This is a genomic window from Chelatococcus asaccharovorans (genome assembly GCF_003201475.1).
Classification (GTDB): Bacteria; Pseudomonadota; Alphaproteobacteria; order Rhizobiales; family Beijerinckiaceae; genus Chelatococcus; species Chelatococcus asaccharovorans.
Map to the genome: position 1 here is coordinate 561979 of NZ_QJJK01000001.1, position 23550 is coordinate 585528.

Below are 23550 nucleotides of genomic sequence, written 5' to 3' on the forward strand. Positions count from 1 at the left end.
ATTTGCTCGTTAATTTGTGATTGGAGCAAGTCCGCAACAGACGGACTTGCTCGAGAGGACAACGGGCTCGCCATGGCCACACCGACCCTTGCAACCGTTGCGAAACTCGCGGGCGTTTCCACCGCCACGGTGTCGCGCGCGCTGCAACGGCCGGACAAGGTGCAGCCGGAGACCCGCCGGCGCATCATGGAGGCGGTGGCGGCGACGGGCTTCGTGCCCAATTCCCAGGCGCGAAACCTGCGCAGCCGGGCAAGCCGCACCGTCATCCTCCTGGTACGCGACATCTCCAACCCGTTCTATCTGGAGATCTACAAGGGCGTGGAGGAAGCGGCCGTCGAGGCCGGCTACAGCGTGCTGATGGGCGATGCCCGCGACGACGACCAGCGCATCCAGCACTATGTCGACACCGTGCGCGCCCGCCACGCCGACGGCCTCATCCTGATGATCGGTCGCTTCCCCGAGGCGCTGAAGGCGGAGATCCCGCGCCTGCCGCCGATCGTCATCGCGCTCGAGACCTTCCCCGACATCGCCTTGCCGACGGTCAGGATCGACAATATCGCCGCCTCCCGCGAGGCCGTGAACCATCTCATCGGCCTTGGCCACAGGCGTATCGCCCATATCACCGGCCCGATGCCGGAGCGACTGGCCCTCGACAGGCTGGCCGGCTATCGCGCCGCCTTGGCCGAGCATGGCATTGGCGAGGACGAGGCCCTCGTCCTCAACGGGGATTTCAGCCTCGCCGCAGGCCGTCGCGCCGTGCGGCGGCTGTTCGAGACGGATACCGCCTTCACCGCGATCTTCGCCGCCAGTGACCAGATGGCCGTGGGCGCGATCAGTGAGCTCCGGGCACGCGGACACCACGTACCGGCCGACATCTCCGTGGTCGGTTTCGATGATATCGTTCTAGCCGATGCCTTCGAACCGCCGTTGACGACCGTGCATCAGCCGCGTTTCGCAATCGGCCGGCAGGCCATGGCGCAAATGATCGCGATGCTCTCGAACAAGGCGCCCGCGACGACGCCGGATATCCTCATGGAAACGCGGCTGATCATCCGGGGCTCGACCGGTCCCAGACACGGCGTCGCAAGGCGCTCACGCCTGCGGGGACACGTATCATCCGCATGAAGGAAGCCGGCCAATAATCGGGCTGACCGCCCGTTCCAACGCAGGAGGACGACATCATGAAGGGTCCCGCCATCTTTCTTGCCCAGTTCGTCGACGACAGTCCGCCTTTCAACACGCTCGACGGCCTCGCCGGCTGGGCGGCCGGCCATGGCTATGCCGGTGTGCAGATGCCGACGAAGGACGCCGCCATCTTCGATCTGGAGAAGGCCGCCGAGTCGCAGGCCTATTGCGACGACATCCGCGCGCGCCTCGACAAGCACGGCCTCGTCGTCACCGAGCTGTCGACCCATCTGCAGGGCCAGCTCGTCGCGGTCCACCCGGCCTACGACCTGATGTTCGACGCCTTCGCCCCGCCGGAGGTGCGCGGCAAGCCGGAGGCACGCCAGGCCTGGGCCGTCGAGCAGCTCAAGCTCGCTGCCAAGGCCTCGCGCCATCTGGGGCTCGATGCCCACGCCACCTTCTCCGGGGCGCTGGCCTGGCCCTATATGTATCCCTGGCCGCAGCGCCCCAACGGCCTCGTGGAAGAGGCGTTCGCGGAACTCGGGCGCCGCTGGAAGCCCATCCTCGACGCCTTCGAGGAGGCCGGCGTCGATCTCGCCTATGAGATCCATCCGGGTGAGGACCTGCATGACGGCATCACCTTCGAGCGCTTCCTGGAGGCGGTCGGCAACCACCCGCGCGCCTCGATCCTCTACGATCCCTCGCATTTCGTGCTGCAGGCGCTCGATTATCTCGCCTTCATCGACATCTACCACGCGCGCATCCGCGCCTTTCACGTGAAAGATGCCGAGTTCAACCCGACCGGCCGCTCCGGCGTCTACGGCGGCTACCAGGGCTGGGTGGAGCGTCCCGGCCGGTTCCGCTCGCCGGGCGACGGGCAGGTGGATTTCGCCGCGATCTTCTCGAAGCTCGCCCAATACAACTACGAGGGCTGGGCCGTCGTCGAATGGGAATGCGCCTTGAAGGACCCGGAACAGGGGGCCTCCGAAGGTGCGCCTTTCATTCTGAGCCACATGATCAAGCGCTCTGAGCGCATGTTCGACGACTTCGCGGCCAGTCAGAGCGACAAGGCCACCAACCGCAAGCTCCTGGGGCTGAAGCCATGATTGACGCGACGGACAAAACACCATCGGCCGCAGCCCCCCGGCGCATCCGCCTCGGCATGGTCGGCGGCGGCGAAGGCGCCTTCATCGGCGCCGTCCACCGCATGGCGGCACGCCTCGATGGGGATTACGAGCTCGTCGCGGGGACGCTCTCCTCGACGCCTGAGAAATCGCTGCGATCAGGCGCGGCGCTCGGGCTCGATCCGGCACGCAGCTATCCCGACTTCGCGACCATGGCAAAAGCGGAGGCCGCAAGGCCGGACGGCATCGACGCCGTCTCGATCGTCACGCCGAACCACCGGCATGCACCGGCGGCGCTCGCCTTCCTGGAGCAGGGCATCCATGTCATCTGCGACAAGCCGCTGGCGACGAGCCTCGCGGAAGCGCGGGCGTTGCGGGAGGCCGCCGCGAAAAGCGGGGTGATCTTCGCCGTCACCTACAATTATTCCGGCTACCCCATGGTGCGGCAAGCGCGCGCCATGATCGCCGCCGGGGAGATCGGCGCAGTCCGGGTCATCCAGGTTGAATATGCCCAGGACTGGCTGAGCGAGCCGGTCGAGCAGACCGGCCAGAAGCAGGCGGCCTGGCGCACGGACCCGGCGCAGTCCGGCGCCGGCGGTGCCATCGGCGATATCGGCACGCATGCCTATCAACTCGCCCATTTCATGAGCGGTCTCGATCCTGTCGCCCTGAGCGCGGAACTGACCAGCTTCGTCCCCGGCCGGCGGCTTGACGACAATGTCCAGGTCAACCTGCGCTATGCCGGCGGCGCGCGCGGCACGCTCTGGGCGAGCCAGGTCGCGCCCGGCAACGAAAACGGCCTGCGTATCCGCATCTATGGCGAAAAAGGCGGACTGGAATGGGCGCAGGAGCATCCCAACCAGCTCAGATGGTCGCCGCTCGGCGAGGCGCCGCGCATCATCGCGCGCGGCGCAGCGGGGGCGAATGCGTCGGCCGCGCGGGTGACGCGCGTGCCGTCCGGCCATCCGGAAGGCTATCTGGAGGCCTTCGCGACCATTTATACGGAGGTGGCGCGCGCCATCCGTGCGCGGCAGGCGGGCGCTGCCCTGCCCGCCGAGGTGGACTTTCCAACGATCGCCGACGGCTTTGCGGGGATGGCCTTCATCGAGGCCGCGATTGCCTCGTCACGCGACGACGGGCGCTGGACGACGATCGCGACGTAACGCTGAGAGGTCGGCAGGCCAGCGGAGCAGAGGGCCGAGGGAGCAACGGGCCAAGGGAGCAGCGCTTGGCACCGCACGTCTGACATAGCGGCAGGGCCCCGTCAGCTTCGCCCCCCTGGAACGTTCGCCACGCCCCGGCGGTTAACGCTGGACCCCCGTGTGTGACACGAGCCGCGGAGAGGAGGGCAGGATGTCCGAACCGCAAGGAAGCCAGGGCCCGCGCCCGCAAGCCGACTTCGGCAGAACCGGCGTCACGATGCTTGGGGCGGCGGTTTTCTTACTCGCCGCCAATTTCGGCATGGAGGGGCCCGCTGCGGCCAGCCAGCCGAGGGCGGCGATATCCGAGCCGAGCAGCGAGGTCGTGCTGATCCAGACCCAAAAGAACAAGAAGAAGAAAAAGGTCTACCGCAACCGCCAGGCCGTGCCGCAACAATGCCGGCCGTGGTGCCCACGTGACACGAATCCGTGCGACCCGCCGGATTTCAAGATTGCGGACGGGCGTTGCGACTGGCGCGACGAGTTCTGGTAAACCGCTCGCTGGCCTCTAAACTCAAGCCAGCGAGCTTCATAACCGGTATGCCGGGCTACCCCATGCCGAGGCGGCACGGCCGTCGCGTCAGCGCATGATCATGCGCGGGCGGACACGCTCGACGATGACCTCGCGGCGCGGCGCCATGGTGCGGGAGCGCGGTGACGACATCTGGGGAACGGAAATTGACAGCCGAGGACGGGCCGTGGCCGCCTTGAAGGCAATGGCCTGCTCGCGGACCTCGTCCTCGCTGCATCCCATGAGACCTGCGGCGATGCTGACCCGATCTTCGAAGCGATCGGCCAGATCCATCGCAGCCTCGAAAGCTTCCCGAATGGTCGGCGGCTCATGCCGAGGACGCAAAATGCGCGGGGGCTGCTCTGTTCTCGCTCTCAACGATCCTACTCCGAAACGTTCATTCCTTCGTCCTCGCCAAGGCGGCGATGACCGACTCATCTTTAATGCTGCGACGCACAAACTTCCAGTGCGTTGCAGCACCAATCGGCCTTTTTTCGCGACGAAGGGCTTAAAAACGCATGAAATCGGGCTTTTGACGGGCAGGGTTGCACCTCATGCATGGCCGAGCACAACCTCGCCTTGGACATCATCTTTTACTGCACCGCAAAAATCCTTCCGGCTTGACCGTGGCGACCGATCACCGCATGGATGCCGGAAGGCCTCGCACGGCAAGGACGACCGGTCAGCATGGGGATGGATGAGTGATGACAGCGACTTCGGGACATCAGACACAGGACGCGGCCCTGCGCAGCCGGGTCACGCTCGCATCCACTCTCCCCGATGATGCGGGCAAGGCCGCCCTGGCCGGACGCGTCTTCCGTCCTGATGTGGGCGGCCCATCCGTCGTCGCCGTTCGCGACGGCCAGCTCGTCGACATCACGGCCGAATTTCCGACCATGCGCGACCTGTGCGAGGCACCGGACCCTGCAGCGGCTCTGCGCCAGGCCGATGGCGAGCCGCTCGGGCCGCTCGACGTCGTGCTCGCCAACACCCTGCCGGACGAGCGCGACCCGTCCGCGCCGTGGCTCATCGCTCCCATCGACCTGCAGGCCATCAAGGCCGCCGGCGTCACCTTTGCCGTATCGATGCTGGAACGCGTCATCGAGGAGCGTGCGCGCGGCGACGCCAATGCCGCCGCCGCCATCCGCGCCGAGATCGTGGGCCTGGTGGGCGACGATTTCGCCAAGCTGAAGCCCGGCTCCCCGGAAGCCATGCGCCTCAAGGAGGTGCTCATCGCGCAGGGCGCGTGGAGCCAGTATCTGGAGGTCGGCATCGGCCCGGATGCGGAGATCTTCACCAAGGCCCAGCCGCTGTCGGCCGTCGGCACCGGCATGGATGCCGGCATCCACCCCATGTCCACCTGGAACAATCCGGAGCCGGAGGTGGTGCTGGCGGTGGCCTCCACCGGCCGCATCGTCGGCGCGACGCTCGGCAACGACGTCAACCTGCGCGACGTCGAGGGCCGCTCCGCGCTTCTCCTCTCAAAGGCCAAGGACAACAACGCGAGCTGCGCGATAGGGCCGTTCCTGCGCTTCTTCGACAATGACTTCACCCTGGACGATATCCGCCGCATGGACGTCACGCTGACCGTTGAAGGGCCGGAAGGCTTCCGGCTCGACGGCTTCTCGACCATCGCGAAGATCAGCCGCGATCCCGCCGATCTCGTCGGGCAGATGCTCGGCAAGCATCACCATTACCCCGACGGCGCCGTGCTCTTCCTCGGCACGCTCTTCGCACCGGTCGAAGACCGCGACGCGCCCGGCAAGGGCTTCACCCACAAGCAGGACGACATCGTCACCATCGCCACCCCGCAGCTCGGCCGGCTCGTCAACCGCATCCGCCATACGGATCGCTGCGAGCCCTGGAGCTTCGGTTTTGCCGACCTGATGCGCAATCTCGCCGGACGCGGGCTCCTGTAGAGGCCGCGCCGAACCGGACAGTCCCCCTCAAAGGTCCGCATAGGCGGGTGTCGACGTGCTCGGCACCCAGTTTCGAAGGCGCATCAGACCGCCCTTCATGCAACCTCGGAGACCTGTGGCCGTGCAGGCGACAATTCCAGCCATGACGCTACGGGACATCGTTCCGGGGGAGTGCACGAGGTAGGTGTATCCGGCTCCGAGTGCGGTGACCAAAGCGTCTACGACCCCGGCGGCCATGCCCCACAGGACCGTTGTGCAGCCGACGCCTGCCGGCGGCTGCGGCCATTCCAGCTGTTGATCGTAGCGATTCATCGCAAAATGCGCGACCGCCGATGCGGCACAGGTCGCGCCCAATTCGATCACGACAAAGACGGCCATCGATGCCCCTGCGGGGAAAAAGACCGCGATGAGCACCGCCTTCGCCGTCTCCGTCAAAAGGGAGACGCCGAACATGATGCGGTCGACCGGAACATTGGGACATGGCAGCGGACGATCCCTCGGTAGCATCAGGGATGACATCCGATCGGTGATGGGCGTGATCAACCCGGCCTCAGCGCTTCCCCAGAGCGGCTGCACCGCCATGCGCCCGAGCGTACGGCCGATGAGCTTGATCCCGTCGCCGCCCTGGAACGCAAGTCGAGCACCAATATCGCCTCCGCCTATAACCACCGCCGTGCCGGCCGCCGAGGATAACGCAAGCGGCACGGCTTTCGCCAAGGCATCGCGAATCTGCAGGGCAAGAATGCTCCCCGCCCCACCCTGCCGAACATCGATAGCTCCGTAAGATACCGACGAACCCTGTTGATATAAAATAGGGATATGAATTTCATCAATCATAATAAGAACCGTATTCCAAATTAGACCATAAGTTTTCAGAAAAATTTAGCACGGACTATGATATTTTTTACTTAAATTTTCAAAAATATACTTATATGCGAAGAATTCGACTGATAGATTTGCACAAGACCTATATGTCAGGCTTGACGCATTGCGCGAGAAGCCATTCCCGAAAAGCGACAACCGCCGGGCGCTCCGCTTTTTCTTCCGGGTAGACCAGATAGTAAGCCTCACTGCTCATCAACGGGCGCTCGAAAGGCACGGCGAGCGCCCCTGACCGGATCTCATCTTCAACCAGGAAATGCGGAACGATGGCGGCGCCGAGGCCGGCACAGGCAGCCTGCGCGACCATGGCGAACTGTTCGAAGCGCGGCCCCATCACCGCGCTCTCCGTCGGCAGGCCCTGCGCCTGCAGCCAGTTCTTCCAGGCATGCGGGCGCGTCGCCTGCTGCAGCAGGGGCACGTTCAAGAGATCGGCAGGTTCCCGCAGACGGAAGCGCGCGATCATTTCCGGGCTCGCGACCGGGACGATGACCTCGCCCATCAGGCGGTGCAGCCGCGCGCCCGGCCAGATCGGATCGCCGAAATGGATCGCCGCATCGAGCCCCTCAGGTTTGAAGTCGAAGGGTACAAGGCGCGTCGCGAAATTGACGGTGACGCCGGGATAGGTCTGGAAGAAGCCGGGAAGGCGGGGAATGAGCCAGCGCGTGCCGAAAGTGGGCAGGATGGCGAGATTCAAGACGCCGCCCGTGCCACGGAATGCCATGGCATTGATGGTTGCCGCCGACAACTGCCGGAGACTGTCGCGGATGTCGGCGGCATAAGCCGCGCCTGCGGGCGTGAGCATGACCCGCTGGCGCACGCGCTCGAACAGCTTGAGGCCGAGTTGATCCTCGATCAGCGCCACCTGGCGGCTGACCGCCCCCTGGGTGAGATTGAGCTCCTCCGCCGCCTTGGTGAAACTGCCGTGGCGCGCGGCTGCCTCGAAGGCGGTCAGCGCCGCGAGCGGGGGGATCGAGAGGCGATGTTTGTGCATGGCGCGACCTTACAACGGATCGAGATCATTCCAAGCGTTCATGACTTGGTGAGAACATATCGGTTGAAAGGCAGGCCGCACATCGGCATTGTCCGCGAGACTGGCGCAATGTGCCGTGCCGCTTGAGGTGATTTTCGCTGACATGGCTCGCATGTCTTGTCGCCCGCCAGCCGCGGGGGTGGTCTTAACCGGTCGCCCTTCGATTGAGCGATGATGAAGCCGCAACGGCGCCTTGGTCACAAGGCGCCGCTATGCGCGTGACACAAGATTGGACAAACGATGCCCGCAGCGATCCCGACGGTGAAAGACGAAGCGCTTGCCATCCTGAAAGGCCTTGGTGTCGCCGACAGCGCCTATGCCGCCTCCGGGCTCGACGCACGCTCGCCGATCACCGGTGAGACCGTCGCGGTGCTGCGCGAGGACGACAGGGCATCGACGGCAGCCGCCATCGGCAGGGCGGATGAAGCCTTCAAGGTCTGGCGTAGCGTCCCGGCCCCGCGGCGCGGCGAACTGGTGCGCCTCCTCGGCGAGGAATTGCGCGCCGCCAAGGCCGACCTCGGCCGCCTCGTCACCATTGAGGCCGGCAAGATCACGTCCGAGGGCCTCGGCGAGGTCCAGGAGATGATCGACATCTGCGATTTCGCCGTCGGCCTCTCGCGCCAGCTCTACGGCCTGACGATCGCCACCGAGCGCCCGGACCACCGCATGATGGAGACCTGGCACCCGCTCGGCGTCTGCGGCGTCATCTCGGCCTTCAACTTCCCCGTCGCCGTCTGGTCGTGGAACGCGGCGCTCGCCTTCGTCTGCGGTGATTCCGTGGTCTGGAAGCCCTCGGAGAAGACCCCGCTGACGGCACTCGCCGTCGCGGCCATCTTCAACCGCGCCGCGAAGCGCTTCGGCGAGGTCCCGGCCGGCCTGCTCGAAGTCATCGTCGGAGGTCGCGAGGCCGGCGAGGCCCTGGTCGAGGACGCCCGCGTGCCGATCGTCTCCGCGACGGGCTCCACCGCCATGGGCCGCAAGGTCGGCCCCAAGCTTGCCGAGCGCTTCGCCCGCGCCATTCTGGAGCTCGGCGGCAACAACGCCGCCATCGTGGCGCCGACGGCCGATCTCGACCTCGCCCTGCGCGGCATCGCCTTCGCGGCCATGGGGACTGCCGGCCAGCGCTGCACGACGCTGCGCCGCCTGTTCGTTCACGACAGCGTCTATGACGCGCTCGTGCCGCGTCTCGCCAAGGTCTATGCAACCGTCTCCATCGGCGATCCGCGCACCGCGGGCACACTCGTCGGCCCGCTGATCGACAAGGCTGCCTTCGACGGCATGGAGAAGGCGCTCGCCGAGGTGACGGCGCTCGGCGCCACCGTGCATGGCGGCGGCCGCCGGGAGATCGGCGGGGCGGACGCCTGGTATGCCGCGCCGGCGCTCGTCGAGATGCCGTCCCAGGCCGGCCCGATGCTCCACGAGACCTTCGCGCCGATCCTCTATGTCGTCCGCTACACCGATTTCGACGACGCCCTCGCGCTGCACAATGCAGTCGGGGCTGGGCTGTCGTCCTCCATCTTCACGCTCGACCTGCGCGAGGCCGAACGCTTCGTCTCCGTCGCGGGATCGGATTGCGGCATCGCCAACGTCAATATCGGCCCCTCGGGCGCGGAAATCGGGGGCGCCTTCGGCGGCGAAAAGGAGACCGGCGGCGGCCGCGAGGCCGGCTCCGATGCCTGGAAGGCCTATATGCGCCGCGCGACCAACACCATCAACTACGGCACGACCCTGCCCCTGGCCCAGGGCGTGACCTTCGACGTGGATGCGTCAGCCGAAAAGCTCCGCCCCACCCACCCCATCGTGATCTGACGAGGCGTAACAATGAGCGACAAGAAGGGCTCCTTCGACTGGGCCGATCCGTTCCTGATCGACAGCCAGCTGACCGATGACGAGCGGATGATCCGCGATACGGCGCAGGCTTACGCGCAGGAGAAGCTCCAGCCGCGCATCCTGGAAGCCTATGCCCATGAGAAGACCGACCGCGAAATCTTCAACGAGATGGGCGAGCTCGGCCTGCTCGGCGTGACCCTGCCGGAAGAATACGGCTGCGCCGCTGCGTCCTATGTCTCCTACGGGCTCGTGGCCCGCGAGGTGGAGCGTGTCGATTCCGGCTATCGCTCCATGATGAGCGTGCAGTCCTCGCTCGTGATGTACCCGATCTATGCCTATGGCTCCGAGGAACAGCGCAAGCGCTACCTGCCGAAGCTCGCCTCGGGCGAGTGGGTCGGCTGCTTCGGCCTGACCGAGCCGGACGCCGGCTCCGACCCGGGCGGCATGACCACCCGCGCCGAAAAGATCGACGGCGGCTATCGGCTGATCGGCACGAAGATGTGGATCTCCAATTCGCCGATCGCTGATGTCTTCGTGGTCTGGGCGAAATCCGCCGCCCATGAGGGCCAGATCCGCGGCTTCGTGCTGGAAAAGGGCCTGAAGGGGCTTTCCGCGCCGAAGATCGGCGGCAAGCTGTCGCTGCGCGCCTCCATCACCGGCGAGATCGTCATGGACGGCGTCGAGGTGCCGGAAAGCGCGCTTCTTCCGAACGTATCCGGCCTGAAGGGGCCGTTCGGCTGCCTCAACCGCGCCCGCTACGGCATCTCCTGGGGCGTGCTTGGCGCCGCCGAGGACTGCTGGCACCGCGCCCGCCAGTACACGCTGGACCGCAAGCAGTTCGGCCGGCCGCTCGCCGCCACCCAGCTCGTCCAGAAGAAGCTCGCCGACATGCAGACCGAGATTTCGCTTGGCCTGCAGGGGAGCTTGCGCGTCGGCCGCCTCTTCGACGAGGGCCGGATGGCGCCTGAGATGATTTCCATCGTCAAGCGCAACAACTGCGGCAAGGCGCTCGACATCGCCCGCGTCGCGCGTGACATGCACGGCGGCAACGGCATCCAGGAAGAGTTCCACGTGATGCGCCACGCGCAGAACCTGGAGACGGTCAACACCTATGAGGGCACGCACGACGTGCATGCGCTGATCCTCGGGCGCGCCCAGACAGGGATCCAGGCGTTCTTCTGAGCGCCTTCAGCCCCACCCGGCGGCTACCCCACCCGGCGGCTTTGCCGCCACCCTCCCCCTCGGGGGAGGGATCAATCCGAGCTAGGCCGGATGTGGTGAAGCAACAGGCGATGCCATGAGCGACGCTGACGAGCGAGGCACCGATACCTCCCCTACGCAAGTCGGGTGTTCGCGATTTGCGCACTCATCGTACAACGCGGGAACACCCGCGTTGTGTGCGGAGGGTGGCCCGGCGCTTGGCGACGGGTCGGGTGGGGCCGCCCGCCGCCGGCCACGCTCGCATCTACCCACGGCTCTTCCGCGCAAGCTGCGCCATGAGATGACCCCGCAGGAGGTCAAGGTCTGGAACTGGCTGCGCGAGGCGATCATACCGGCGGGGTTTCATTTTCGCCGGCAGGTCGCCATCAATCGCTTCATCGTCGATTTCGCTTGTCTCAAACACAGCCTTGTCGTCGAAATCGATGGTATCCAGCATGGTTTCGACGATCATGCGGCCGATCGGACACGCGACACCAAGCTCGCGGCCCTTGGATTCCGCGTCCTGCGTTTCACCAATGGCGACGTCGACCGCGACAAGCGGGCCGTCCTCGACACCATCTATACGGCATTGACGGCAAGTGGCCCCCACCCGGCGGCTTTGCCGCCACCCTCCCCCAAGGGGGAGGGATCATGAAGCTGGACCGGATGGGGCGAAACGACAAGCGATGACGCTGACAAGCAAGGCACCGATCCCTCCCCTACGCAAGTCGGGTGTTCGCGACTTGCGCACTCATCGCACAACGCGGGAACACCCGCGTTGTGTGAGGAGGGTGGCCCGGCGCGCAGCGCCGGGTCGGGCGGGGTTTTCCGTCGCAGACCGCATCCGCAGGGCTTGAAAGAGAGACGATGAGTACGACCGACGACAAGCCGGCGGCGCTTCCGCCCCTCCATGGACTGAAAGTCCTGGAACTCGCGCGGATCCTGGCCGGGCCGTGGGCCGGCCAGCTCCTGGCCGATCTCGGTGCCGATGTCGTCAAGGTGGAGCGGCCCGGCGCCGGCGACGACACCCGCAGCTGGGGCCCGCCCTTCGTGGCCAGGGCGGATGGTGACGGTGACCTCTCGGCAGCCTATTTCCACGCGACCAATCGCGGCAAGCGCTCGATAACAGCCGATTTCGAGAGCCCCGAAGGCCAGGCGCTCATCCGCCGGCTCGCGGCGGAAGCCGATGTGCTCATCGAGAACTTCAAGGTCGGCGGCCTCAAGAAATACGGCCTCGACTACGACAGCCTGAAGGCGGTGAACCCGCGGCTCGTTTACTGCTCGGTCACCGGCTTCGGCCAGGACGGCCCCTATGCCGCCCGCGCCGGCTATGATTACTTGATCCAGGGCATGGGCGGCAGCATGGATCTGACGGGCGAGCCGGACGGCGAGCCGATGAAGATCGGCGTGGCCTATGTCGACATCTTCACCGGCCTCTATGCCACCATCGGCATCATGGCGGCGCTGCGCCGCCGCGACGCGACGGGCCTCGGCGGCATGGTGGATATGGCGCTGCTCGACACGCAGGTCAGCGTGCTCGCCAACCAGGCGCTGAATTTTCTCGTCTCCGGCGTATCGCCCAAGCGGCTCGGCAACGCCCATCCGAACATCGTGCCCTACCAGGTGTTCCCTGTGTCCGACGGCCATATCATCGTCGCCGTGGGCAACGACGGGCAGTTCCGGCGGTTCGTCACGGTCCTCGGCGCTCCGGCGCTGGCGGATGTGGAAGCCTATGCGACCAACAAGGCGCGGGTCGCCAACCGCGACCAGCTCTGCCCGCTGCTGGCCCAGCTCACGGCGCAGCACAGCCGGGCCGATCTTCTCGGCCAGTTGGAGGCGCAGGGCGTGCCGGCCGGGCCGATCAATACCGTCGCGGATGTCTTTGCCGACCCGCAGGTGCTGGCGCGCGGCATGAGGGTCGACCTGGCGAATGCGGCTGCTGCCGGCGGCGCGATTCCCGCGGTCCGCTCACCCATCGTCATCGACGGCGTGCCCCAGGTGGCGCAACGCTCATCGCCCGCCGTCGGCGAGCAAACAGACGAGATCCTGCGCGATCCGAACTGGGGAGGCCAGCCATGACCGCGTTGAAGCCCCGGACCGGCGGGCAGATCCTGGTCGACCAACTCGTGAAGCAAAAGGTGGAGCATATCTTCTGCGTGCCGGGCGAAAGCTATCTCGCGGTGCTCGACGCGCTGCATGACGCTGCGATCCCTGTCACGGTCTGCCGGCAGGAAGGCGGCGCCGCGATGATGGCGGAAGCGCAGGGCAAGCTCACCGGCCGCCCCGGCATCTGCTTCGTGACGCGCGGCCCCGGCGCCACCAACGCCTCAGCCGGCATCCATATCGCCAAGCAGGATTCGACGCCGATGATCCTGTTCGTCGGGCAGATCGAGACGGGCATGCGCGAGCGCGAGGCCTTCCAGGAGGTCGACTACCGCGCGGCCTTCGGCCCCATCGCCAAATGGGCGACCGAGATCGACGATGCCGCGCGTGTCCCCGAGATCGTCTCGCGCGCCTTCCATGTCGCGATGTCCGGACGGCCCGGCCCTGTGGTCATCGCCCTGCCCGAGAACATGCTGACGGATGTCGCCGCGGTTGCCGATGCAACTTACGTCGAGGCTGTCGAGACCTATCCCGCCCCGGCGCAGATGGCCGATCTCCAGAGGCGCCTGTCGGCCTCCAGGAACCCCATCGCCATCGTCGGCGGCAGCCGCTGGTCGGCGGATGCCGTCGCCCAATTCGCCCGCTTCGCCGAGCGTTTCAAGCTTCCCGTCGTCTGCTCTTTTCGGCGCCAGATGCTGTTTCCGGCGGACCACGCCTGCTATGCCGGCGACCTCGGGCTTGGCGTCAACCCGAAGCTTCTCGCCCGCATCAAGGACGCCGACCTCGTGCTGATGGTGGGCGGACGCCTCTCGGAAGTGCCGAGCCAGAGCTACACCCTGTTCGGCATTCCCGGCCCCGGCACGGAACTGATCCACGTCCATCCGGATTCGGGCGAGCTCGGGCGCGTCTATGCGCCGGCCCTCGCCATCAACGCCTCACCGACGGCTTTCGCCGCGGCGCTCGACAGCGTCAGTCCACCCGAGGACCTGCCCTGGGCCGCCGGGACGGCGCAGGCCCATGCGGATTATCTCGCCTGGAGCGACCCGCGTGCGGTGACGAACGTCGGGCCGTTGCAGATGGGCGCCATCATGCAACATCTGGCGGAAGTGCTGCCGGATGACGCCATCATGACCAACGGTGCCGGCAATTACGCCACCTGGTTGCACCGCTTTCACCGTTTCCGCCGCTACGGCACCCAGGCGGCGCCGACCTCCGGCTCCATGGGCTATGGCCTGCCGGCGGCCGTCGGCGTGAAGAAGCTCTATCCCGAACGCACGGTCGTGTCCTTCGCCGGCGATGGCTGCTTCCTGATGCACGGGCAGGAATTCACCACCGCCGTGCAATATGACCTGCCGATCATCGTGCTCGTCATCGACAACGCGATCTACGGCACGATCCGCATGCACCAGGAGCGGGAGTATCCCGGCCGCGTCTCCGCCACGTCGATGAAAAGCCCGGATTTCGCGGCCCTCGCCGTCGCCTATGGCGGCTATGGCGAGCGGGTCGAGACGACCGAGCAATTCGCGCCGGCACTCGCCCGCGCCATCGCCTCGGGCAAGCCGGCGATCCTGCACATGATCCTCGATCCGGAAGTGATCACGCCGACGACCACCCTGACCGCGATCCGCGAGAAGGCGCAAGCAGCGGCCCGCTAGCGCCCCGCGGTCATTCCGCGGGGGCCTTCACCGAGGCATGGGCTGTGCCGCCTCGGGACGCATGCCGCAAAGTGACAAAGGCGAAGGTGAAGCTGGTCACCGCGCAGGCCGCCATGCCGCCGATCATGGGCAGAGCGGACCCGTCGACGAAAAGCCCGACCAGGGCAATCACCGCCGACCCGGTCGCGAATTGCAACGTGCCCATGAGCGCGGAGGCGGTCCCTGCGAGCGCACCATGATCCTCCAAAGCCAGCACCGCTGAGGTGGGGATGACCAGGCCCAGCGCGCCATTCGCGATGAACAGCAGCACGACCATGATCGCGAGATGATCGAAGCCGAGGGCGAACAGCACGAACAGCAGCACCATCAGGACGGCATAGATGGTCACCGCAGGCCGCACGATGGCGCGCAGTCCGTAGCGGCGGCCCAGCATGCTGGTGAACTGCGAGACGCCGATGAAGGACACCGCGTTGATGGAGAAGGCGAAGCTGTAGAGCGTCGGCGACAGGCCGTAGTGGTTGATGAGGACAAAGGACGAATTCGCCAGGAAGACGAAAAAGCCCGACATCCCGAAGGCCCCGATGAAGACGAGCCCCAGGAAATGCCGGTCCTTCAGGAGGCTGCCGTAGGCGCGGAAGGCCCCGCCGATGCTGCTTTCCACCCGCTGTGACGCCGGCCGGGTCTCCTTGAGCCCCATGGCCGTCAGGACGAGGCCAAGTATAGCACTCGCGGCAATGACCCAGAAGATGGCCCGCCAGCCGGCAACGCCGATGACGAGGCTCCCGGCCAGCGGCGCAAGGATCGGCGAGACGCTGAACACCAGCATCAGGAGCGACATCAGCTTCGCAGCATCCGGGCCGCGATGCAGATCGCGGACGACGGCGCGCGGGATCGCCGAACAGGCGCAGGCGCCGATACCCTGGACAAAGCGGAAGGCGATCAGCGTCGTGATATCCGGCGCCAAGGCACAGCCCAGGCTGCCGATGGCGAACACCGTGATACCGAAATAAAGCGGCGGCTTGCGGCCGACCATGTCGGACACGGGGCCGTAGAAGAGCTGTCCGAATCCCAGCGCCATGAAATAGGCCATGATGCTGACCTGAACCGTATTGCTGTCTGCGCGCAGGCTCTCGCCGATGGCCGGCAAGGCAGGCAGATACATGTCGATGGCAAAGGGGCCGATCGCGGACAGAAGCCCGAGGATGATGGCATGGCCGAGAAATTTCGGGCGCGGCGCGCCGGCGGGCGACACTGGTGCAGGCATGACACGCAATCCAAGAAGCAAGACGAGCCAAAGACGCAAAGACTTGGCTGGGCTAACCAGGCCTTGCCGGACGCCCAAACAAATACCGCCCGCTGGATGCGGGCGGCATGATCGATACGAACTGATTGAGATTAAATAGCGCTAATTTGCGGATATTGCGATGTCCCGCGCAATCGTGTGGTGCAAAATCGCACCTAGTGGTTCTGCTCCGACATTTGCATCCGCCTGATACGGGCCTCGGAGCAAATGTCGGAGCCACGAGAACCACTAGCAAGTCATTGGTTCTCGTGGAGCTTTTGAATTTGACATTTGATCTGGAGCCTCATGTCAGGCGGGACTCAAATGTCAAATTCGCTCCAGGCCTTTGTTTTTACGCATTTTCTTCACGCGAACCGGTGCCCACTTCGCTCGAAAATGCTCTAGCGCGTCACGCATGTCACATCACGCATCGAGCCGCTTAGCGACAAGAGTTCTTAATGCTTTGAGATCCTTGACGAAGGAGCGGATGCCTTCAGACAGCTTTTCCGTCGCCATCGCATCTTCATTCATCAGGAAGCGGAACCGCTTCTCGTCGAGCTCAAGCCGCGCCGGCGTCTCGGCGACGTGAGCGGGATCAAGCTTGCGCGGCAGTGGCCCCGGTTCCGCGGCAAGCTGATCGAGGAGGGCCGGCCCGATGGTGAGGCGATCGCAGCCTGCCAGGGCTTCGATCTCCCCCGTGTTGCGGAAGGAGGCGCCCATGACGACGGTCTTGATGCCGTGGGACTTGTAATAGGTGTAGATATTGCGCACGGACACGACGCCGGGGTCCGTCTCTCCTGAATAGGGTCCGCCGCCGGCCTTCACATGCCAGTCGAGAATCCGCCCGACGAAAGGCGAAATAAGGAAAGCGCCGGCATCCGCGCAGGCAACCGCCTGGGTCAACGAGAACAGGAGCGTCAGGTTACAGTCGATACCCTCGCGCTGTAGTTGCTCAGCCGCGCGAATGCCTTCCCACGTGGCTGCGACCTTGATGAGGATGCGCTCGCGGCCGATGCCGCGCGCGTCATAGGCCGCGATCAAGGCACGCGCCTTGGCGATGGTGGCGGCCGTGTCGAAGGAGAGGTCCGCATCGACCTCGGTCGATACACGCCCCGGCACGATACCGGCGAGCTCGGCGCCGAAATTCACAGCCAAACGGTCGCAGACGGCTTCCGCGAGGCCCGCCCCGCCGGCGCTCTGTTTGGCGCCCCACGCAAGGGCCTCGTCAACCAGCGTGGCATAGGCCGGCGTCTCGACCGCCTTGAGCAGGAGGGTCGGATTGGTGGTGCAATCCTGCGGTTTGAGCCGGCGCACCGCCTCGATATCGCCGGTGTCGGCGACCACCACGGTCATCTCCCGCAGATCGTCGAGTTTCGTTGAGGTTGCCAGCGCCGAAGCCATCACGCTTCTCCCTAAAACATGAGATATGGTGTTGGCCTGCTTCATAATCCATGATGAGCCCGTTGTCCCGGCTCAAGCTGCGGCGATTGCTCGTTAGAACAATACAGGAGTGTTGCATTCGACCTACAGCTTCTGCACGGTGAGCAGGCTAGCGTGCACTCTGGCGTGGCCAACGGGGGCACCGCCACTCCATTCGGGCTGCTCATGGTCACGCGTTCGCAATCCACGGTACTCGATCCAGCGGCCGACGCAGCTGCCCTTTTGCGGCGCATTGGCTTCGCCATGCTCGTCGTCGCCGTGCCGGTCGCCGCGCTGGTCACACGCCGCGCCGCTGTGGTCATGGAGCCGATCGGCGTTGCGCTTCTCGTCATGGCGGCCCTGCTCGACGGCCAGGCCCGTATGCTTGCGACGGTTCGCCGCATCGTGACGTCGCGTGCCGGTCTCGCCCTGCTCATGCTGGTCGCCTGGGCCGGCCTGTCCCTGATCTGGACGCGCTTTCCGAGCACCGGTGGCAACAAGCTTGTCAATATCGTCGGCGCAATCGTGCTGGCTCTCGCCGGTACCGCCGCCCTGCCGGAACGGGTGCGTTCGTCCAATCTCTATCTCACCGGCATCGGCGTCGCGGCAGCGGCTGTTCTGGCGATCGCGCTGGCGATGATCGACCGTCCCGACGACGATCCCGATGCGACAGCGAGCCTCGGACGCGGCCTTGCCGGCCTCGCCTTGATGGTCTGGCCGGCGCTGGCCTGGCTTGTCTCGCGCCAACGCAACACGCTCGCGCTCGCGCTGTCCGCCGTCGCGGCGGTCGCCGTGGTTGCCGGGACCATGCCCATGGCCATCCTCGCCTTCGCGATCAGTGCCTTCATCTTCGGGCTCACCTCGATTCGCCCGAACATCGGGATCCGCGTGGTGTCGTGGGGCATGGCCGGCATCATCCTGGCCGCGCCCTTCATGCCATTTGTCCTGCAACCCCTGGTCAAGCTCGCCTTGGGCGTCGCCCATCCCTGGACGGAGACGATGCGCGCCTGGACGAGCATCGTCCGCGCCGATCCGCTCCGGCTCATCACCGGCTATGGATTCGACGCGAGCCTGCGGGGTCGTGTCGCCGGCGAAATCCCGATGAGTGCACCCATCGGCCTGCCTTTCGAGATCTGGTATGAGCTCGGCCTCGTCGGCGCGGTGTCGCTGGCCTTGGCGCTGGGCTGGGCCGCGCAGCGCGCGGCGGCGGCGCATGCGGTGCTCGTGCCCGGCATCGCGGCGGCTTTGACTGCGGGCTTCGTCCTGGCCTGCATGGGCGCCGGCACGGCCATTGCCTGGTGGGTGACCACCTTGAGCATCACCGCCATTGCCTTCGTCGCCATCGAGCGCGGGCAGTTCCGCACCAGCCGGCCGAAGGCACGGCTGTGGATGGCGGCCAACGATCGCTGAGAGCGACGGTTCCCAAATCGCCGAGGCATATGGTGTGGGAGGCCGCATTGCGGTATCCCTCTGGGCATGAGTGAAGCAGCCCCTCTGAAGCCCGGCGACCACGTTTTCCTGGTCGATGGCTCGTCCTTCGTCTTCCGCGCCTATTTCCAGTCCATGAACCAGGACCGGAAGTACAATTATCGCTCCGATGGCTTGCCCACCGGCGCGGTCAGGCTGTTCTGCACCAAGCTGTTTCAGTTCGTGCGCGAAGGGGCTGTCGGGGTGAGACCGACCCACCTCGCCATCATCTTCGACAAGTCGGAGAATTCCTTCCGCAAGGAGCTCTATCCGCTCTACAAAGCCAACCGCTCGGAACCGCCGGAGGATCTCGTCCCCCAGTTTCCGCTGATGCGCGAGGCCGTGCGCGCCTTTGGCCTGAAACCGGTGGAGCAGGACCGCTACGAGGCGGACGATCTCATCGCGACCTATGCCAAACAGGCGACCGCCGCCGGCGCCGATGTCCTGATCATTTCCGCCGACAAGGATCTGATGCAGCTGATCGGCCCCCGCGTCGCGATGTATGACCCGGCGTCCGGCACGCAATCCAAGGGCAGCTTCCGTCCCGAGCGGCGCATCGGCCTCGACGAGGTCGTGGACTATTTCGGCGTGACGCCGGACAAGGTCGTCGATGTCCAGTCCCTGGCTGGCGATTCCACCGATAATGTGCCCGGCGCACCCGGCATCGGCATCAAGACGGCCGCGCAGCTCATCAGCGAATATGGCAGCCTGGATGAGCTGCTGGCGCGCGCCGGCGAGATCAAGCAGCCCAAGCGGCGCGAGACGCTCACCAATCCGGAGATCGTCGAGAAGATCCAGATTTCCCGGCAGCTCGTGTCCCTCGTCAATGATGTCGCGGTCGAGACACCGCTCACCGATCTCGGCCTCGTCGAGCCGGACGCCGCGCCGCTCGTCGCCTTCCTCAAGTCGCTGGAATTCACCACCATCACGAAGCGCGTGTCCGAGCTCTATGGCGTCGATGCCGCCGAGATCGAGCCGGATCCGCGGCTCGCCGTCGGCACGGGCGCAATCTGGAGCGGCGCGGCCGCAACGGCTGGCGATCCGGGCATCCCCGCTGCATCCGCGGACATGACATCCGCGACCGAAGCCGCGCCCGCGCCGGCCAGCGCAGGTGCGGCCCGGGGCCAAGCCGAGAACGGCCTGGGCACGCCCGCCGATCTCGCGGCCAAACGCGCCGGTGAGGCCCTGGCGACGCCGGTCAATCGCGACGCGTATGAAATGGTGACGACGCTCGAGCGCCTCGACCAGTGGGTCGCCATGGCGCGGGACGCCGGCCGCGTCGCGATCGACACGGAAACGACCTCGCTCGACGCCATGCAGGCCGATCTCGTCGGCATCTCGCTCGCCGTTGCGCCGGGGCAAGCGTGCTACATCCCGCTGCAACACAAGGCCGAGGGCGGCGACGGCCTGTTCGGCGGCGGCCTTCTTTCGGGCCAGATCGCCATCAGCGAGGCCATCGCGCGGCTGAAACCCGTGCTGGAGAGCCGCGACGTTCTCAAGATCGGGCAGAACCTCAAATATGACTGGCTGATCTTCAGCCGGCACGGCATCACCATCAGCGCCTATGACGACACGATGCTGATGTCCTATGCGCTCGATGCCGGGCGCTCCGGGATAGCCGGCCACGGGCTGGACGCCCTTTCCGAGAAATTCATCGGCCATACGCCGCTGGCCTTCGGCGACGTCGCCGGCAAGGGACGCAACGCCGTCACCTTCGACCGGGTGCCGCTCGACCGGGCGACCGCCTATGCGGCCGAGGATGCCGACGTCGCGCTCCGGCTGTGGCAGGTGTTCAAGGCGCGCCTCGTCGCGGAAGGCAAGACGACGGTCTACGAGACGCTGGAGCGTCCCCTGCTCGCGGTGCTCGCCCGCATGGAGGGGCGCGGCATCGCCATCGACCGCCAGATCCTGTCGCGGCTCTCGGGAAGTTTCGCCCAGACGCTCGCGCGGCTGGAAGAGGAGATCTACGAACTCGCGGGCGAGCGTTTCACCATCGGTTCGCCCAAGCAGCTCGGCGATATCCTGTTCGGCAAGATGGGCCTGCCCGGCGCCAAGAAGACCGCCACCGGGCAGTGGAGCACCGGGGCGAGCGTGCTCGAGGATCTCGCCACCGAGGGGCATGCCCTGCCCGTCAAGATCCTGGAATGGCGCCAGCTCGCCAAGCTGAAATCGACCTATACGGACGCGCTGCCCGGCTATGTGAACCCGCAGACGCAGCGGGTGCACACGTCCTATTCGCTGGCGGCGACCACGACGGGGCGGCTGTCATCGTCCGAGCCCAACCTGCAGAACATCCCCGTGCGTACGGAGGAAGGGCGCAAGATCCGCACCGCCTTCGTCGCGACGCCGGGTATGAAACTGATCTCGGCGGACTACAGCCAGATCGAGCTGCGCCTGCTCGCCCATATCGCCGACATCCCGCAGCTGCGCAAAGCCTTCTCGGACGGCATCGACATCCACGCGATGACGGCCTCCGAGATGTTCGGCGTGCCGGTCCAGGGCATGGACCCGATGATCCGGCGCCGGGCGAAGGCCATCAATTTCGGCATCATCTACGGCATCTCGGCCTTCGGCCTCGCCAACCAGCTCGGCATTCCGCGCGAGGAAGCGGGCGCCTATATCCGCAAATATTTCGAACGCTTCCCCGGCATCCGCGAGTACATGGACCAGACCAAGGCGTTCTGTCGGGACAATGGCTATGTGACGACCATCTTCGGCCGGGTCTGCCACTACCCCGACATCAAGTCCTCCAACCCGTCGCAGCGCGCCTTCGTGGAGCGCCAGGCGATCAACGCGCCGCTGCAAGGCTCCGCCTCCGACATCATCCGCCGGGCGATGACGCGCATGGAGGCGGCACTGGCCGAGGCTCGCCTCTCCGCCCGCATGCTGTTGCAGGTGCATGACGAGCTCGTCTTCGAGGTGCCCGATGCCGAGGTGGCCGACACGCTGCCGCTCGTCCGGCAGGTGATGGAGCATGCGCCCTTGCCGGCGGTGGCGCTCAAGGTGCCGCTGCATGTGGATGCGCGCGCGGCATCGAACTGGGAGGAAGCACATTGAGGCGATCGTGGGAGCGATCGTTCTTCGATGTCGCATATAATTTAGGCGGAATGGCAAAAGCCGACCGCTCTGCAGGGAACGCGATATCGATGACCCTGTTTGCGTCGCCGGAGGAAGAGGTATCGGTGAGATTAAGGAAATTTTAAGGTATTTTTCGTGCAATTCACCTCATCAATTTTTCTTTTTCTTTTCGTGCCATTCGTCGTCGCTGTGAACGCGACCATGCCGGCGGGCTGGCGCAACACCTTCCTCGTCGTCGCCAGCATCTTTTTCTATGCTTGGGGCGAACCCGTCTTCGTGCTGGTGGCGATCGCCTCCAGCCTGATCGACATGGCCTTCGCCGAGGCGATCGTCCGCAGCCGGGCGCCGCGCCTGCGCAAGCTCTGGCTTGCGCTCGGGGTATCGGCCAATCTCGGCCTGCTGATCTACTGCAAATACACGGGCTTTCTCTTCGACAACCTGCACGCGCTTCTGGTGACGATGGACGTGCCGCGGCCGGAGGTGATCCTGCCGCTCGGCATCTCCTTCATCGTCTTCGAGAAAATCACCTATCTCGTCGATGTCTATCGCGGGGTCTGCGGCACGGCCCGCTCGATCCGCGACTACCTGTTGTTCGTCTTCCTGTTTCCCAAGCTGCTCGCCGGCCCCATCCTCAAGTTCCACGAGATGAAGGGCCAGATCGAGCACCATCGGGTCACGATCAACGACCTGGAGGAAGGCGCCTTCCGCTTTCTGCAAGGCCTCGCCAAGAAAGTCCTCGTCGCCGACCAGGTCGCGGTGCTGGCCGACCAGGTCTTCGCCATGCCGCCGGGCGAACTCGGCTTCGCGACCGCCTGGCTCGGCGCGCTTGCCTTCACGGTGCAGATCTATTTCGATTTCTCCGGCTATACCGATATGGCGATCGGGCTTGCCCGCATGCTCGGCTTCCGCCTGCGCGAGAATTTCAACCAGCCCTATCTGGCGGTGGGCTTCGCCGATTTCTGGCGGCGCTGGCACATCTCGCTGTCCACCTTCATCCGCGACTACCTCTATGTGCCGCTCGGCGGCAACCGCGTGCCGCCCTGGCGCGTCTATCTCAACCTGTGGATCTGTTTCCTCGCCTCGGGCCTGTGGCATGGGGCGAGCTGGACCTTCGTGATCTGGGGCGCCTTCCACGGGCTGTTCGTCTCGGCGGACCATTTCGGCATGAGGCGCGTCTGGCCCTTGCTGCCGCGCGCGGCCGGCATCGCGATCACGTTCTTCCTCGTCGTGATCGGCTGGGTGCTGTTCCGCTCCGCGAGCCTCGCGCAGGCCGGCGGCTTCCTGGCCGCGATGGTAACGCCCTGGGGCGATGCCCCGCCTCTGCCGTGGGTGCAACTGGACACGGCCTTGTGCCTCGTGGCCGGCCTCGTCTTGTCCTTCCTCCCGCTCGGCGCCATGCAGCACCTCGGGCGCCGCATTCTGGCGCGCGCCCTCCCGGTCGCGCAGCAACTCGTGATGCTCTGTTTTGCCATCTGGGCCTTCGGCCGGGTCTTTACGGAGACCTTCAAGCCGTTCATCTACTTTCGGTTCTAGAGCAAATCCGGTGAACTCCGGTTCATCGGATATGCTTGAAGTCTTTGTTTCTACGCATTTTCTTCACGCGAACCGGTGTCCACTTCGCGCGAAAATGCTCTAGAGCAAATCCGGCTTAGATCGAATCGTCTGATACCATATAAAACGTTGAATTTACTTGTCAATTTTTGAGCAGAGCAAGTCCGCAACAGAC

Annotated in this window: 18 protein-coding genes; 13 read left to right on the plus strand and 5 right to left on the minus strand. The window is 65.6% G+C overall.

The window, feature by feature from the left end:
* Positions 1-72: 72 nt before the first annotated feature.
* The 4 genes from C7450_RS02725 (at position 73) to C7450_RS02740 (ending at position 3941) form a co-directional block, all read left to right on the plus strand.
* Complete coding sequence (locus C7450_RS02725) at positions 73-1125, plus strand: LacI family DNA-binding transcriptional regulator (RefSeq protein ID WP_110372822.1); 1053 nt, start codon at positions 73-75, stop codon at positions 1123-1125.
* A 56-nt stretch (positions 1126-1181) separates the two neighbouring features.
* The gene (locus tag C7450_RS02730) at positions 1182-2231 is read left to right on the plus strand and encodes a sugar phosphate isomerase/epimerase family protein (protein WP_110372823.1); all 1050 of its coding nucleotides are present in this window, start codon (positions 1182-1184) and stop codon (positions 2229-2231) included.
* The gene (locus C7450_RS02735; protein WP_245449441.1) at positions 2228-3412 is read left to right on the plus strand and encodes a Gfo/Idh/MocA family protein; all 1185 of its coding nucleotides are present in this window, start codon (positions 2228-2230) and stop codon (positions 3410-3412) included. The genes C7450_RS02730 and C7450_RS02735 overlap by 4 nt, the downstream gene beginning before the upstream one ends.
* 190 nt (positions 3413-3602) lie before the next feature.
* Positions 3603-3941, plus strand: coding sequence for a hypothetical protein (locus tag C7450_RS02740; protein WP_110372824.1), 339 nt, complete (start codon positions 3603-3605; stop codon positions 3939-3941).
* An 87-nt stretch (positions 3942-4028) separates the two neighbouring features.
* Here the strand turns inward: C7450_RS02740 and C7450_RS02745 are convergent, their stop codons facing one another.
* Positions 4029-4253, minus strand: coding sequence for a hypothetical protein (locus C7450_RS02745; RefSeq protein WP_110372825.1), 225 nt, complete (start codon positions 4251-4253; stop codon positions 4029-4031).
* A gap of 410 nt (positions 4254-4663) precedes the next feature.
* Between C7450_RS02745 and C7450_RS02750 the strand changes: the two genes are divergently transcribed.
* On the plus strand, positions 4664-5878 hold the full coding sequence (locus C7450_RS02750) for a fumarylacetoacetate hydrolase family protein (RefSeq protein ID WP_110372826.1): 1215 nt from the start codon (positions 4664-4666) through the stop codon (positions 5876-5878).
* Between the two features lie 27 nt (positions 5879-5905).
* On the opposite strand, the gene C7450_RS02755 is transcribed toward C7450_RS02750, so the two are convergent.
* Positions 5906-6715 (minus strand): hypothetical protein, encoded by an 810-nt coding sequence (locus C7450_RS02755; RefSeq protein ID WP_210206346.1) that lies wholly within the window; start codon positions 6713-6715, stop codon positions 5906-5908.
* A gap of 130 nt (positions 6716-6845) precedes the next feature.
* The gene (locus tag C7450_RS02760; RefSeq protein ID WP_110372828.1) at positions 6846-7751 is read right to left on the minus strand and encodes a LysR family transcriptional regulator; all 906 of its coding nucleotides are present in this window, start codon (positions 7749-7751) and stop codon (positions 6846-6848) included.
* Positions 7752-8030: 279 nt separating this feature from the next.
* Between C7450_RS02760 and amaB the strand changes: the two genes are divergently transcribed.
* The 5 genes from amaB to C7450_RS02785 all read left to right on the plus strand — a co-directional run bounded on the left by amaB (position 8031) and on the right by C7450_RS02785 (position 14578).
* Positions 8031-9599, plus strand: a complete 1569-nt coding sequence (gene amaB / locus C7450_RS02765; RefSeq protein ID WP_110372829.1) for an L-piperidine-6-carboxylate dehydrogenase — start codon at positions 8031-8033, stop codon at positions 9597-9599.
* A gap of 12 nt (positions 9600-9611) precedes the next feature.
* Positions 9612-10802: an acyl-CoA dehydrogenase gene (locus C7450_RS02770; RefSeq protein WP_110372830.1), complete on the plus strand. Its 1191-nt coding sequence runs from the start codon at positions 9612-9614 to the stop codon at positions 10800-10802.
* A 211-nt stretch (positions 10803-11013) separates the two neighbouring features.
* Entirely contained in the window at positions 11014-11475 is a 462-nt protein-coding gene (locus C7450_RS02775; protein ID WP_245449442.1) for a DUF559 domain-containing protein, read from the plus strand.
* 212 nt (positions 11476-11687) lie between these two features.
* Positions 11688-12899 (plus strand): CaiB/BaiF CoA transferase family protein, encoded by a 1212-nt coding sequence (locus C7450_RS02780; RefSeq protein ID WP_110372832.1) that lies wholly within the window; start codon positions 11688-11690, stop codon positions 12897-12899.
* Positions 12896-14578 carry a thiamine pyrophosphate-binding protein gene (locus tag C7450_RS02785; protein ID WP_110372833.1) on the plus strand — a complete coding sequence of 561 codons (1683 nt, stop codon included), beginning with the start codon at positions 12896-12898 and terminating at the stop codon, positions 14576-14578. The genes C7450_RS02780 and C7450_RS02785 overlap by 4 nt, the downstream gene beginning before the upstream one ends.
* A 10-nt stretch (positions 14579-14588) precedes the next feature.
* On the opposite strand, the gene C7450_RS02790 is transcribed toward C7450_RS02785, so the two are convergent.
* Both C7450_RS02790 and tal read right to left on the minus strand, forming a co-directional pair.
* A complete protein-coding gene (locus C7450_RS02790) occupies positions 14589-15842 on the minus strand; it encodes a multidrug effflux MFS transporter (protein WP_110372834.1) in 1254 nt (417 codons plus the stop codon).
* A gap of 441 nt (positions 15843-16283) precedes the next feature.
* A complete protein-coding gene (gene tal / locus C7450_RS02795; RefSeq protein ID WP_110372835.1) occupies positions 16284-17261 on the minus strand; it encodes a transaldolase in 978 nt (325 codons plus the stop codon).
* Positions 17262-17414: 153 nt separating this feature from the next.
* Here tal and C7450_RS02800 point away from each other — a divergent pair, with 153 nt between their 5' ends.
* From C7450_RS02800 to C7450_RS02810, 3 genes are all read left to right on the plus strand, one after another.
* Positions 17415-18689 (plus strand): peptide ABC transporter permease, encoded by a 1275-nt coding sequence (locus tag C7450_RS02800; protein WP_146227240.1) that lies wholly within the window; start codon positions 17415-17417, stop codon positions 18687-18689.
* Positions 18690-18755: 66 nt separating this feature from the next.
* Positions 18756-21803, plus strand: coding sequence for a DNA polymerase I (polA, locus tag C7450_RS02805; protein ID WP_110372837.1), 3048 nt, complete (start codon positions 18756-18758; stop codon positions 21801-21803).
* A 222-nt stretch (positions 21804-22025) separates the two neighbouring features.
* The gene (locus tag C7450_RS02810) at positions 22026-23357 is read left to right on the plus strand and encodes an MBOAT family O-acyltransferase (RefSeq protein ID WP_146227241.1); all 1332 of its coding nucleotides are present in this window, start codon (positions 22026-22028) and stop codon (positions 23355-23357) included.
* Positions 23358-23550 lie beyond the last annotated feature (193 nt).